This is a genomic window from Brucella sp. JSBI001 (assembly GCF_026014005.1).
GTDB lineage: Bacteria > Pseudomonadota > Alphaproteobacteria > Rhizobiales > Rhizobiaceae > Brucella > Brucella anthropi.
The window spans coordinates 3,330,021-3,342,512 of record NZ_CP110339.1; the positions used below are offsets into that span (position 1 = coordinate 3,330,021).

The window sequence follows — 12,492 nt, forward strand, 5'->3', positions numbered from 1 at the left end:
CCCGTTACTGAAACGACCGATCCAGGTGGCAAGCCCCGGCGTACCCTTTCCTCAACCAAAGCCACGGCAGCACGGCCCAACTCCGGTGTAAACGGACCTTTCCGGAAGCAGGTTCTTTGCGCGTGACCCATACGGTTTTCGTCACACGCGATATCTCGTCCAGAAGCTGCACAGCCGAGATACCCGCGCCTACGACAAGAACACGTTTGCCCTTGAAGGCGTCAGCTGTCTGATAATCCCGCGTGTGAAGTTGCTGGCCTTTGAAAAGCTCCGCACCCGGATAGGGTGGGATATAAGGAGACTCCCATGTGCCGGTCGCGTTGATGATCCCGCGTGCCGAATAGTTGCCCCGATCTGTCTCCACACGAAGCCGTTCGCCACGATCGCAAACGACTTTCACGGCCACAGGACGGTGCACCGGAAGATCGAAGGCTTCCTCATAGGCGCGGTAATATTGTGGGACGGCAACCGATGCACGCACCTCGCCATTGGTCGTTTCGACAATATCCTCGAACTTCATGCCGGGGAGATCGTGAATGGCGTTGGCAGTCTGGAGAGTTAGCGAAGGCCAGCGGAATTGCCAGGCTCCGCCCGGCCCTGCGGCCTTGTCCAGAACCACGAATTGCCGTTCGCCTGCGAGACCAAGTTTATTCAGATGATAGGCCGACGAGAGCCCCGCCTGCCCGGCTCCAATAACCACAATGTCGACCTTGCGGGCGACTTTCACATGGCCATTATCGGCTGGCTGCTGATCGACGGACTGTATATCTGACATGATGCGCTATAGGCTTCCGAAATATGATTTGTGTCCGTAGATAGGGATCAGACGGCGGCGTCGAAAGCCCACCTATCCTACCATCGCAGCCGAGCGCAGTCTTTTATTGCGCCCCTCCCAAACACTCACGACCAGCATGATAACCGTCGTCAATATGCCCATTTCCAATAAATCGGCCATATAGCCGACCGGGATCGCTGCCAGTAGAGCCAGAACGCCAAAGACGTGGGACGTGGGAATAACGCCATAGACAACCTTCTTGTAGATCGCGCTGCCAATCAGATAGATCGCCGGTCCTGCGACAAGAACAAGAACGTAAGCAGTCTTCAACGGATCATGCGGATGGGCCATGACAAGATCGTTTCCAACTGCCGTTGCGATAATCCCGGCCACCAGAATGGCGTGAACATAGTGGAAATATGCGCCAATCCGTCCAGGATCAGCGGAGTGGGTGATCGTATCTGTCGCATCCTTGCTGGAGGTGCCAAAGTATAGCCACCACATGGCAAGCGTCCCGAGAAAAGTGGCCAGCAGCGCCGACATGAGGGCCAAATTCCAGACTTCAGCATTTGCAAGGGTTGCCCCGGTAGCCAAAACCGTTTCGCCAAGTGCCACGATTACGAACAACTGGCAACGCTCCGCCAGATGTCCGCCTTCAATGGTCCAATCACTGGTGTGAGAGCGTCCGAGACCCGGTAGAGCAAAGCCGAACATCGGCGATAAATATTCGCAAAGCACGGCAATAAGCCACAACACCATACGGGCTTCATGCTCGACGAAACAACCGGCTATCCAGAAGACAGCGGAAATAGTGAGCCAACCGAGCATACGCCTGTAATTGGCGGCAAGTGGATGGTTCTGCCCCAGAACAAACACGATATAGGCTGTTTTGCCGACCTGAATCGCCACATAGGCCAGAGCAAATATCCAGCCTTTGTCAGCGAAAGCACCGGGGATGGACGATGCCATCACCAAACCGAGCAACATGACGCAGAACAAAAGGCTGCGTATCTGCGGCGTTTCCGGGTTGAACCAGTTTGTCACCCAGCAGGTATATTGCCAGCCGAGCCATACCGCGAACCAGAGGATCAGCGTTTCGACAACACCGGTGAGCGTCAGATTGTGCAGAAGTTCATGACTGAGCTGCGTAACCGCGAAAACATAGACCAGATCGAAGAACAATTCCTCGAATGTCACCCGGGCATGGTGCCCGTCTCTTTGTCTCAAAAGCGGATGTGAAGCGACGGTAGAAGCTGAATTCATGCGAATGTACCTTCCCCTCAGACGGCAAGCATTCAATACCACTGTCCGGCAGCTTAGCCCGCAGTCGATCAGCCGTATATCCGAATGTGCTGATTTCCACTTAAAGAAGTCAGTGTCGTCTTATTTCCCGCCGAACGTGTTACCTGCTTCGAGCCATGCATCGATACCGTCCGCCGCCGCGCGGCCCATCGCGAAACAGGCAGTCAGGAGATAGCCGCCAGTTGGAGCCTCCCAGTCGATCATTTCTCCGACAACGAAAATGCCGGGTAGCTTCGGCAACATGTAGTTCTTGTCGATTTCATGCCAACGAATACCGCCTGCCGACGAAATCGCTTCATCCAGCGGGCGCGGACGGAGCAGTGGAATGGAAATAGCTTTGATCGCAGTGGCCAGCACTTTCGGGCTTCTGTCGCGGGTAAATTCCGTCACAAGAGCTGCCTTCACGCCCGTCAGACCTGCAGCCTTGCGCAACAGATTGCCGAAGCTCAGCTTTGTATCCTGCCGAGCAATATCGCTTTCCAGTCGCTCGATAGTTCGTCCAGGAACAAGATCGAGCGTCAGAAATGCCTTTCCATGTTTCTGCAAGCTGTCGCGCAGAGCTGCGGAATGCGCATAGATGAGACTACCCTCAACCCCACCGCGTGTAATGACAAACTCGCCCTGTGTCGCGCCTGCATGGGAAGTTGCGATAACAGACTTCACCGGTTCACCGGCGAAGCGTTCAGCAAAGAAGTCGCTCCAGGCAACGTCAAAACCGCAATTTGCGGGTTGAAACGGTGCTATATCGATTGACCTTCGCTGAAACTCATTGATCCAGAGGCCGTTGGAACCGAGCTTCGGCCAGCTGCCACCGCCAAAAGCAAAGAGCGCGGCATCACATGTAATCGTCTGAACACCGTCGGGGTTCTCGATCTTGAGACTATTGCCCTCGAAGCCAATCCAGCGATGTCGGGTGAGAATGCGAACACCCTGATCTTCCAGACGTTTTCCCCAAGCCCGCAAAAGCGGAGACGCTTTCATCGCTTTGGGAAAGACACGACCGGATGAGCCGACAAATGTCTCGGCACCCAATTCATCCGCCCAGGCACGTAATTCGGTCGGGCCGAAAGCCGTCAAGGCTGGCAATATACGGTCACTGCTTGAGCCGAAGCGTTTCGCGAAAGTTGCAAAATCTTCCGAATGCGTAATGTTCAGCCCTGACTTTCCGGCAAGCAGGAACTTGCGGCCAACTGTCGGCATCTGCTCGTAGACCATCACGCGATAGCCTCGCGCTGACAGTCTTTCGGCGGCCATCAGACCAGATGGCCCGCCTCCGAGAATGGCAATATTGCCTTCAGGCATCACGGTATCAGCCTCGCCGCAGTATTAATCCTGCTTCTCCAGCATTTCCTTAACTGTGGTCGCCAACTGCTTGAGTGAGAACGGCTTTGGCAGGAATCCGAACTTGGCATCAGCTGGAAGATTGCGTGCAAAGGCATCCTCCGCGTAACCCGACACGAAGATGAATTTGATATCAGGATACGTCTTGCGAAGCTCACGCAGCAGTGTCGGGCCATCCATTTCGGGCATGACGACATCCGATACGACGATATCCACCTCACCGCCAAGTTCTGCCATGACTTCAAGCGCTTCGACACCGGAAGCCGCTTCGTGGACTGTATAACCGCGTGACTGGAGTGCGCGCACGCCGCCCATACGGACCGCGTCTTCGTCTTCCACCAGGAGAACGGTCGCGGAACCGGAAAGATCGGTTGCTTTCTCGACCTTCTTTTCCTTCACGACAACCGGCGCATCGTCGGCGCGTTTTTCCTCGATGAGGCGCGGCAGGAAGATCTTGAATGTCGTGCCTTTTCCAACCTCGGAATCACAATAGATGAAGCCACCGGTCTGTTTAATGATCCCGTAGACCATCGACAGCCCAAGGCCCGTACCCTTGCCCACTTCCTTCGTCGTGAAGAACGGCTCGAAAATCTTTTCGAGCACATCCGCAGGAATACCCGTCCCGGTGTCTTCCACTTCGAAGACCACATAGTCCGCTTCCGGAAGATCGCGATAATGCAGCTTTGCGACTTCCTGCGCCGACACGTTACGGGTGCGCAACGTGATTTCGCCGCCGTCCGGCATGGCATCACGTGCATTGACCGCGAGATTGACAGCAACCTGTTCGAACTGTCCGAGATCGGCCTTGACCGGCCAGAGATCACGTCCATGATCGATCTTCAGCTCTATATCCTTGCCGACAAGGCGAGCCAGAAGCATACGCAGATCTGCAAGAACGTCGGTCAGGTCGAGCACTTCCGGACGAAGCGTCTGACGGCGCGAGAAGGCCAACAACTGGCGCACGAGCGAGGCCGCGCGATTGGCGTTCTGCTTGATGTTCATAATGTCCGGGAAGGACGGATCGGATGCGCGATGGTTGGTCAGCAGCAGGTCCGACGACATGATGATCGCCGTCAGAACGTTGTTGAAGTCGTGCGCAATACCACCTGCAAGCTGGCCGACAGCCTGCATCTTCTGGCTCTGCGCCATCTGGTTTTCAAGGGCTTTCTGCTCGGTTGTTTCGACAGCCGAGATAATCGCCGCTTCTTCGGCGCGCTCGCCGCCCAGATCAGTGACAGGGCTCATATAAAAGCGGATGTGCCGCTCTTCGTTGCCCGGCAACACCGTATCAACAGGCGAAATGCTTGCCTGTCCTGCAAAGGCTGCGGCAAGCGCTCTGTTGAAGGTCTCGCGGTCGCGTTCATGCACGACAATTTCAAGCTTCGCATTGCCGTCAATCGCATCGCGATCGACAACAGGGGCGAAAATATCGAGGAAGCGCGCATTGGTGCGCAGTATATGTCCGGCAGAATCAACCGCAGCGATGGCCATCGGAGCCGAATTGAAGAAACGCGTGAAGCGCACTTCTGCGGAACGCAGCGCCATTGATGAATCTTCGCCCTCCGCACGATCCAGAACGATGGTACGGCTCGTACCGCGCGTTCCATCACGCGCAGCCTGGACACGGTGATAGAAGCGAACGGCGAGGCTCTGTCCGTTCCGCTTGATCAGATCAAGATCGATGACAGTGTTGCGGCTTGTGCCCGGCTCGGCTTTCACCGCCTTGATGAGCGCCATTCCACTGCCTGCCACTATATCGTTGAGTGTCAACGATCCCGGTGTGAACTGGGTCAGATCGACACCGAGCCACTCTGCAAGCGTCGCATTGAGGTAGATGATCCGGCCGGAAGGGTCGGCAGAAAAGAACCCGGCTGGCGCGTGATCGAGGTGATTGATCGCTTCCTGCAGCTCCTGAAAGAAGCGCTCCTGCTCCGCACGCTCGTCGGAAATATCGGCAATCTGCCACGCGACGAGCGGGCTTTTGAATTCGTGTCCGGCTTCAACGGGACGCGCCTTGATGCGATACCAGACAGGCGCCAGCGAGCCATGCCCCTCACGGGAAAGGCCGCCGGAAAGACGCACTTCCTCCTGTGCCGACAGACCATCGCGAACGGCATTCGTCAGACGGTATATGGCATCGGATGCCGCGGGTTCTGCCGTCAATACATTATCGAGCGAACGGACTCCTTCGGCATTCGCAACACCAGTCATGACGGCATAAGCCTGATTGGCATAAACGATCTGGCCGCGCGCGTCGGAAATGACAGTCCCTTCCGGCTGCGAATCCATAAAGGAATGAGCGAGGTCCTGTTCACCGTTCTTCTGGCTGAATTGAATGAGACCCGTTGCTGCGCCGAAAAGGTAGAATACGCCGACCATCGACAGAACGCCCATAAGAACGAGGGCGAATCCATCTCCAAGCCGGTCGCGGAACACAAAATAGGCGATTGCGGCGACCGTAAGCAGAATACCGGCGATCAGCAGGCGAAGAGCTCCGCTGCGATTGCGCTTGGGCATTACGAGCGGTTTCGGGTAAGCGTTGTCCGTCTGTCGCGACATCAAGCCTGCTGCCCTTTCATGTTGCGTGGCCGAGCACCAACAGGCATCCGGGTGTCCCGGGTGCCATGCATTTTTTCGATCAGCCAAGACGTCATTTCAATCATCCGCATATCCGATTTTCTCGAATGCACTTTTCCGCACAGTTCAGCTCTCACGTGGGAACACGCAGCCAATATGTCAGGGTATATCCGATTCGCAGAATGCTTTAATCGGCGAGCAGTACAAGCATTGCCGTACTGAAACGGTGCAAATTGGACTTTTTTGCACCGTTTTGCCTGGGGATCATATATTTCTCGCATTTCCAAGAAACATTCCCAAGGCTTAGAAATTCAACTACTGTACCAATCATGTGATGATGCGGAGTGCCGGGGGAAGCGCAGTCTCCATTCGCCGCAGGTTTTTCGTTTATTGTATAAGAGGGTATCCGCATGAAGGAATGGCTCAGCGGCATCGTTGGAGAGAGTGCGGCTAATATTGTTGGCTTCATCCTAATATTTGCGATCATTCTTGGCGGAATTTTCGTTGTTCTCAGTATCATTCGCCGTTTCAGCGGCGGTACTTTCGTTTCCAACGGGCGTACGCGACAGCCGCGCCTTTCGGTGATGGACGCAGCAGCGGTCGACAGCCGACGCAAGCTCGTGCTTATTCGCCGCGACGACGTGGAACATCTCCTGCTCATCGGCGGGCCAACCGATGTTGTGGTGGAACAGAATATTGTCATGGAATCGCGGGCTCATGCGCGTGTGCAAGCTTCACGCATCGAGCCTGAACATATCGAACGCTTCAAGCAGCACGAAGCAACCCTGACCAATGACAAGGCGGAGCGCCCTGCTCTCTCACTGCAAACACCGCAGGCCGAAGAGAAGGACGAAGCGATCCAGATCACCTCCGCAATTGAAGCACCGGTCTACCGCAAGCCTGAGCCAGCACGAGAAGAGCCGGTCCAGCAGGCTGCTGCACCTGTTCGTGTGCCGCCGCAGGCGCCGACGGCACCAATCCCGCCGCGACCACCTGTCGAGCAGAAATCCGCTCAACCACCCCAACCACGGCCTCAACCGCGCCCGGCGCCGAACTATCCGCCGCAGCCACGCACCGTATTGCCGCCCCGCCCCGCGCAAGCACAGCCGCAGTCAACACGTGCACATCCGGCCTATCCATTGAGCCAGGTTTCGCGCGGCGTTCTGAGTTCAACCTCGTCCGGTGCGACCGCCACTGCAGCCGGTGTTGCCGCCGCCGCATCGGTTGCTTCAGCAAATCTTGGCAGCATCGTTCCCGAGCGTGAAACAACGGTTGCGGATAAATCTCCTCCGGTCGATGTAACCGGACCTACAGTCTCTTTGACTGCAGCTCCGGCATTCAGCGCCCCTTCGGAACCGGAGCGCGTCGAGCCTGAAATCGTGGTTGCCGAGTCAAAGCCTGTAGCAACAGAGGCCGTAGCAGTAGAAACGCCGAGCGATAATCTGGCCGATCTCGGCGGTGCATTGCACGAAGCAATTGCTGCAGACGTCAATTCGGAGAGCGCCGCCAGCGATGACGCCAAGGACGCGATCTCATTCGATACTGAATTCTTCGAGAATGAGCTTCTAAGCTCACTTGATATTTCCGCAACGGACGACGTTGTCGAAGACAAGGCGAAGGATGATATCGAAGATGAAATGGAAAAGCTTCTCGGTGAATTGACCAAGGATGAAACTCGCAGAAGCTGAACTTCCGGCCAAAATTTGTCTCAATACAAAGAAAATAGGCTGCGGAAACCGCAGCCTATAAATTTTCAAACCGTCTCGAAGCTTAGTCGTCGCGATAGACTTTCTCACGACGCTCATGGCGCTCCTGCGCTTCGATAGATAGCGTAGCGATCGGACGCGCATCAAGCCGCTTCAAGCTGATAGGTTCTCCCGTTTCCTCGCAGAAGCCGTATGTTCCTTCATCAATGCGGCTCAATGCTGCGTCGATTTTGGAGATCAATTTGCGCTGTCTGTCGCGAGCACGTAGCTCAATTGCCCGATCCGTTTCGGAGGATGCCCTGTCCGCCAGGTCCGGGTGGTTTGCATTTTCCTGCTGTAGCGCCTCAAGCGTTTCACGCGCTTCTCGCAGAATATCATTCTTCCATGCGACCAGTTTCGCGCGGAAGTAAGACTTCTGCCGCTCATTCATGAACGGCTCGTCTTCAGTGGGCCTATAGTCAAGGTCAATCAATTCACTCATTCTGAATTACCCCACATCTAGGAGACGCGAGCGGTTATATAGTTCCATAGCAACAAGGACACAACATCAAACAACCGTATCCCACTACTTTTTAGTGCATCAATTTTGTATGATTTTGCATCAAAATTATGCAATTCAAAACTGCACGCAAAAAATTGCTCTTTGGACTTTCAGAATAACTTCAATCAATTGCCAATAAAGTGGGTATATTTTCCAGTCACTGTCACCATCAACCTATGGAAGCATAATCAGCCCAATAATTAGGCATGTGGCACCTGTAAATAATGCTGACAGACATCAAAAAATCGGGAGAATGGACCACCGGAGCGCTCAATTGCGCTCGAAATATGGTCGAAAATGCTCACAAAACACAGCTTGGAACGTTACAGATGAGTCGTTTGCTTCTCCTTAGACATGCTAAAGCCGTGTGGGCGAAACCTGGAATGAAGGATTTTGACCGCCCTCTTGATCAGGAAGGCAAAGCTTCGCTCGACCGGCTTGCAAGGACGATGAAGTCAATCGATCTTTATCCTGATCGGGTGGTTCTTTCCGGTTCATGTAGGACGCGAGAAACCGCGTTAGGCATTATTGAACGTCTGGGTATCGAGGTCGAAACCATCGTCGACGATACGATCTATAGCGGCGGCGCGGCTGACTACATGCAAGCTATACGTGAACATGGCGATGTGCCGACGCTGTTGCTCGTGGGACACAATCCCAGCATAGAGGATCTGGCGCTGGCCTTATGTGGCGATGGCAACAAGGATGGCCTCTTGAAGCTCCGGGCAGGTTTTCCCACTGCCGCACTGGCAAATATTACATTTCCTGCCTCACTGGGCGAACTCGAACGTGGAGCAGGCTATCTCGAAAGCTTCATACTACCCCAGTAGATTTTCCGTAAGTGCACCAACATTCCTTGCCAAGACCGCTGACACAACCCTATCTATACCGCTGACAGATCATTGAATTCGGCGAGGATTAATTGGCTAAGCTGACAAGTATCGGCGACGAAGCGAAGATCGCACTGGATACGCTGGCAGATCGTGCGACCGGGCTTTTGTCTCCATCATTGCGGCTCGGTGTGACTGGTTTGTCGCGTGCCGGAAAGACGGTCTTCATCACGGCTCTCGTTCACAACATGCTGCATGGCGGCAGGCTTCCAATGTTCGAGGCCTATAAATCTGGCCGCATTTCACGCGCGCTGCTCGAACCGCAGCCCGATGATGCAGTCCCCCGCTTTCAATATGAAGAGCATCTGTCGGCTTTGATTGATGAGCGTATCTGGCCGGACTCCACGCGCGCAATCTCGCAATTGCGCCTGACAATCGAATATGAATCCGCTTCTGCCTGGGGGCGCTGGTTGTCACCGGGCAAGCTTTCGGTCGATATTGTGGATTATCCCGGAGAATGGCTGCTGGATCTGCCTTTGCTGGGCAAATCCTATGCTGAATTCAGCGCGGACTCCTTTGCTCTGGCCCATGAACCGACGCACAAGGATCTGGCTCAGGATTGGATCACCGAAGCTTCACTCATCACCTCTTCCGAAAAGGCAGATGAACTGACCGCACAGCGTCTGGCCAAGAGTTTTACGGCTTATTTGCGTGCAGGCAAAGCCGATGAGCGTGCATTATCGACCTTGCCGCCGGGGCGTTTCCTGATGCCGGGCGATCTCGAGGGTTCACCGGCACTGACATTTGCCCCGCTTCCCGACCTGAAACCGGACGATCTGAAGGCCGGTTCTCTGGGCGCAATGATGGAGCGGCGCTACGAAGCCTATAAAACCTATGTCATCAAGCCCTTCTTTCGCGAACATATTGCGCGGCTCGACCGGCAAATTGTGCTTATCGACGCCATGCAGGCAATGAATGCCGGTGGCGCGGTCGTTGCCGACCTCGAACGTGCACTCACCGATATCCTGTCCTGCTTCCGACCGGGACGCTCTAACCTGCTAACCGGGCTGATCCAGCGACGGATCGGCCGGATTCTCGTGGCTGCAACGAAGGCCGACCATCTGCATCATGAAAGTCATGACCGTCTGCAAGCCATCGTGCGCCGTCTCGTGGAACGGGCTATAGAGCGCGCCGATTTTTCCGGAGCAGATATTGATGTCCTCGCAATGGCTGCCGTGCGCGCCACGCGCGAGGCAACCGTTACACAAGGTAAGGAAACTCTGCCCGTCATCGTCGGCACACCGCTGAAAGGCGAAAAGATCGACGGTGAAGTATTCGATGGCGAAACCGAAACAGCTATATTTCCCGGCGACTTACCGAAGAATCCCAATGCGATTTTTGAAAAGTCCTTTGCGCAGGATGATCCAGCCATTCGTTTCGTCCGTTTCCGGCCACCCCGGCTTGAACGTACCGCCGAAGGCATCACGTTGTCCCTGCCCCACATAAGGCTGGATCGTGCCTTGCAGTTTCTGATTGGGGATCGTCTCGCATGACAGAGAAGACACCACGCAAACCAGCTTCCTTTACGGTAAGCCAGCCCTCCGCCCGCACAGAAACAGTGGATGAAGCGCCGCGCCGTCCTCGTGCAGTGCGGGACCTTGATGTTGTTGTCGCCCAACCAGATGTTTTTGCATTGAGCGAGGAAGAGGCGGCAGAGCTGGAAATCCTCGATCCGTCGTTTGAAGCGCCTGAACGCAAGGGCTGGTCGCTCAGCAGAATACTTTTCGGTGCACTCGGTATCCTTGTTTCATTCGCCATCGGCATCTGGACCGAAGACCTTATCCGAGCGCTATTTTCCCGCGCGGATTGGCTGGGCTGGACGGCTCTAGGTGTTGCGATAATTGCGCTTGCCGCCTTTATCGCCATCGTCGTTCGCGAACTGGTCGCATTACGCCGCCTCGCTTCGGTGCAGCACCTTCGCAAGGACGCGGCAGATGCCGCAGAGCGGGACGATATGGCCGCGGCCAGAAAGGCAGTGGACGCCTTGCGCTCAATTGCGGCGGGCTTGCCGGAGACGGCACGCGGACGACAGCTTCTGGACGGTCTGACAGACGATATCATTGACGGCCGAAACCTGATCCAGCTTGCCGAAACAGAAATCCTTCGCCCCCTCGACCGTGAAGCACGCACACTTATTCTGAATGCTTCAAAGCGGGTTTCGATTGTCACGGCAATCAGCCCACGTGCGCTGGTCGATATCGGTTACGTCATTTTTGAATCAGCTCGGCTGATCCGCCGACTGTCACAACTTTACGGTGGTCGTCCTGGCACGCTAGGCTTTCTGAAACTTGCCCGCCGGGTCATTGCCCATCTGGCCGTGACAGGAACGCTGGCCATGGGGGACAGCGTGATCCAGCAGCTCGTCGGCCATGGTCTTGCGTCCCGGTTATCGGCCAAGCTCGGTGAAGGCGTCGTCAACGGACTCATGACGGCGCGCATCGGGATTGCCGCCATGGATGTGGTGCGTCCGTTTCCATTCAATGCGGAAAAACGCCCCGGCATCGGCGACTTTATCGGCGATCTCGTGAAGATCAACGGCGAACGACCGGATAAAAAGCATCCCGGAAAATAGCGGTTTATTTCCGAAGCATTAACCATTCGCGACGATTATGGATAGATAGAAATCTGCGCCAGAATCGAGCGACCAGATGTATCGGCACACTCCCCTGAACCGTGCCCTTCTCTGTCAATCGGCTTATGGCAACGTCGGCAAATCCGACGGTTTGCGAGGCGCGACCAGCTTTTGGTCGTGACATGCTGGAAAACAACGATTAGGAATGACGTCCGATCAAGGTCGTGAATCCGGGACAGAGCTGAATATGAAGAATTGCATCGCCGCCTGCCTGACGCTGCTGCCCGTGTCATTTTCCGCTGCGCCGGTTCTGGCCGCTGACAAGGACAAACAGTTCTTTCAAACGATCGAAGGCCAATGGTCAGGCCCGGGTGAAATCGTCGCCGGGAAATACAAAGGCACGAAGTTCGTCTGCAATCTCGCCGGGTCGACCCCGGATGAAGATATTGGCATGACACTCGACGGCACCTGCCGCGTCGGTGTCTTTTCGCAGCCGATGAAGGCCACCGTCACGCGTGTCGGGTCCGCTTATTCCGGCAAGTTCAATGATGGTGCAGCGGGCAAAGGCCTTGATGTTACGTCGGGTTCCGTCAGTGGAAACAAGGTTGTTTTCGGCCTGAACCGCAAGCAGCTCAATGGTGCGATGCTGGCACGTGTCTCCGATCCGAACACGATGAACGTGACGGTTTCGGTGCGGGTCGACAAGGAACTGGTTCCGGTCATCGGCATGAGCCTGAAGCGCGTCGATAATATCGCTGTCGGCAGTATCGCCAAGAACTGACCGGAAC

Annotated in this window: 10 protein-coding genes; 5 read left to right on the forward strand and 5 right to left on the reverse strand. The window is 55.4% G+C overall.

Annotated elements, in window-relative coordinates; translation table 11 throughout:
• Positions 1-4 precede the first annotated feature (4 nt).
• The 4 genes from LJ361_RS15760 to cckA all read right to left on the reverse strand — a co-directional run bounded on the left by LJ361_RS15760 (position 5) and on the right by cckA (position 5,977).
• Entirely contained in the window at positions 5-775 is a 771-nt protein-coding gene (locus LJ361_RS15760; protein WP_264811931.1) for an NAD(P)/FAD-dependent oxidoreductase, read from the reverse strand.
• A gap of 72 nt (positions 776-847) precedes the next feature.
• Positions 848-2,038 carry a low temperature requirement protein A gene (locus tag LJ361_RS15765; RefSeq protein WP_029376101.1) on the reverse strand — a complete coding sequence of 397 codons (1,191 nt, stop codon included), beginning with the start codon at positions 2,036-2,038 and terminating at the stop codon, positions 848-850.
• A gap of 120 nt (positions 2,039-2,158) precedes the next feature.
• The gene (locus tag LJ361_RS15770) at positions 2,159-3,379 is read right to left on the reverse strand and encodes a TIGR03862 family flavoprotein (protein WP_010660071.1); all 1,221 of its coding nucleotides are present in this window, start codon (positions 3,377-3,379) and stop codon (positions 2,159-2,161) included.
• Positions 3,380-3,403: 24 nt separating this feature from the next.
• Positions 3,404-5,977 (reverse strand): cell cycle histidine kinase CckA, encoded by a 2,574-nt coding sequence (cckA, locus tag LJ361_RS15775; protein WP_151576354.1) that lies wholly within the window; start codon positions 5,975-5,977, stop codon positions 3,404-3,406.
• A 428-nt stretch (positions 5,978-6,405) separates the two neighbouring features.
• On the opposite strand from cckA, the gene LJ361_RS15780 reads away from it, so the two are divergent.
• Complete coding sequence (locus LJ361_RS15780; RefSeq protein ID WP_010660069.1) at positions 6,406-7,683, forward strand: flagellar biosynthetic protein FliO; 1,278 nt, start codon at positions 6,406-6,408, stop codon at positions 7,681-7,683.
• A gap of 82 nt (positions 7,684-7,765) precedes the next feature.
• Here the strand turns inward: LJ361_RS15780 and dksA are convergent, their stop codons facing one another.
• Entirely contained in the window at positions 7,766-8,182 is a 417-nt protein-coding gene (dksA, locus tag LJ361_RS15785; RefSeq protein ID WP_010660068.1) for an RNA polymerase-binding protein DksA, read from the reverse strand.
• 389 nt (positions 8,183-8,571) lie between these two features.
• Here dksA and LJ361_RS15790 point away from each other — a divergent pair, with 389 nt between their 5' ends.
• The 4 genes from LJ361_RS15790 (at position 8,572) to LJ361_RS15805 (ending at position 12,485) form a co-directional block, all read left to right on the forward strand.
• The gene (locus LJ361_RS15790) at positions 8,572-9,072 is read left to right on the forward strand and encodes a SixA phosphatase family protein (RefSeq protein WP_010660067.1); all 501 of its coding nucleotides are present in this window, start codon (positions 8,572-8,574) and stop codon (positions 9,070-9,072) included.
• Between the two features lie 92 nt (positions 9,073-9,164).
• Complete coding sequence (locus tag LJ361_RS15795) at positions 9,165-10,625, forward strand: YcjX family protein (RefSeq protein ID WP_010660066.1); 1,461 nt, start codon at positions 9,165-9,167, stop codon at positions 10,623-10,625.
• Positions 10,622-11,704: a YcjF family protein gene (locus LJ361_RS15800; protein ID WP_010660065.1), complete on the forward strand. Its 1,083-nt coding sequence runs from the start codon at positions 10,622-10,624 to the stop codon at positions 11,702-11,704. The genes LJ361_RS15795 and LJ361_RS15800 overlap by 4 nt, the downstream gene beginning before the upstream one ends.
• A gap of 247 nt (positions 11,705-11,951) precedes the next feature.
• Complete coding sequence (locus tag LJ361_RS15805; protein ID WP_012092019.1) at positions 11,952-12,485, forward strand: hypothetical protein; 534 nt, start codon at positions 11,952-11,954, stop codon at positions 12,483-12,485.
• Positions 12,486-12,492 lie beyond the last annotated feature (7 nt).

Excerpts from the sequence above, each read along its gene's own strand:
- cckA (WP_151576354.1), bottom strand. The coding sequence starts at position 5,977 with ATGTCGCGACAGACGGACAACGCTTACCCGAAACCGCTCGTAATGCCC.
- LJ361_RS15765 (WP_029376101.1), bottom strand. The coding sequence starts at position 2,038 with ATGAATTCAGCTTCTACCGTCGCTTCACATCCGCTTTTGAGACAAAGA.
- LJ361_RS15780 (WP_010660069.1), top strand. The coding sequence starts at position 6,406 with ATGAAGGAATGGCTCAGCGGCATCGTTGGAGAGAGTGCGGCTAATATT.
- LJ361_RS15800 (WP_010660065.1), top strand. The coding sequence starts at position 10,622 with ATGACAGAGAAGACACCACGCAAACCAGCTTCCTTTACGGTAAGCCAG.
- LJ361_RS15805 (WP_012092019.1), top strand. The coding sequence starts at position 11,952 with ATGAAGAATTGCATCGCCGCCTGCCTGACGCTGCTGCCCGTGTCATTT.
- LJ361_RS15770 (WP_010660071.1), bottom strand. The coding sequence starts at position 3,379 with ATGCCTGAAGGCAATATTGCCATTCTCGGAGGCGGGCCATCTGGTCTG.
- LJ361_RS15760 (WP_264811931.1), bottom strand. The coding sequence starts at position 775 with ATGTCAGATATACAGTCCGTCGATCAGCAGCCAGCCGATAATGGCCAT.
- dksA (WP_010660068.1), bottom strand. The coding sequence starts at position 8,182 with ATGAGTGAATTGATTGACCTTGACTATAGGCCCACTGAAGACGAGCCG.
- LJ361_RS15790 (WP_010660067.1), top strand. The coding sequence starts at position 8,572 with ATGAGTCGTTTGCTTCTCCTTAGACATGCTAAAGCCGTGTGGGCGAAA.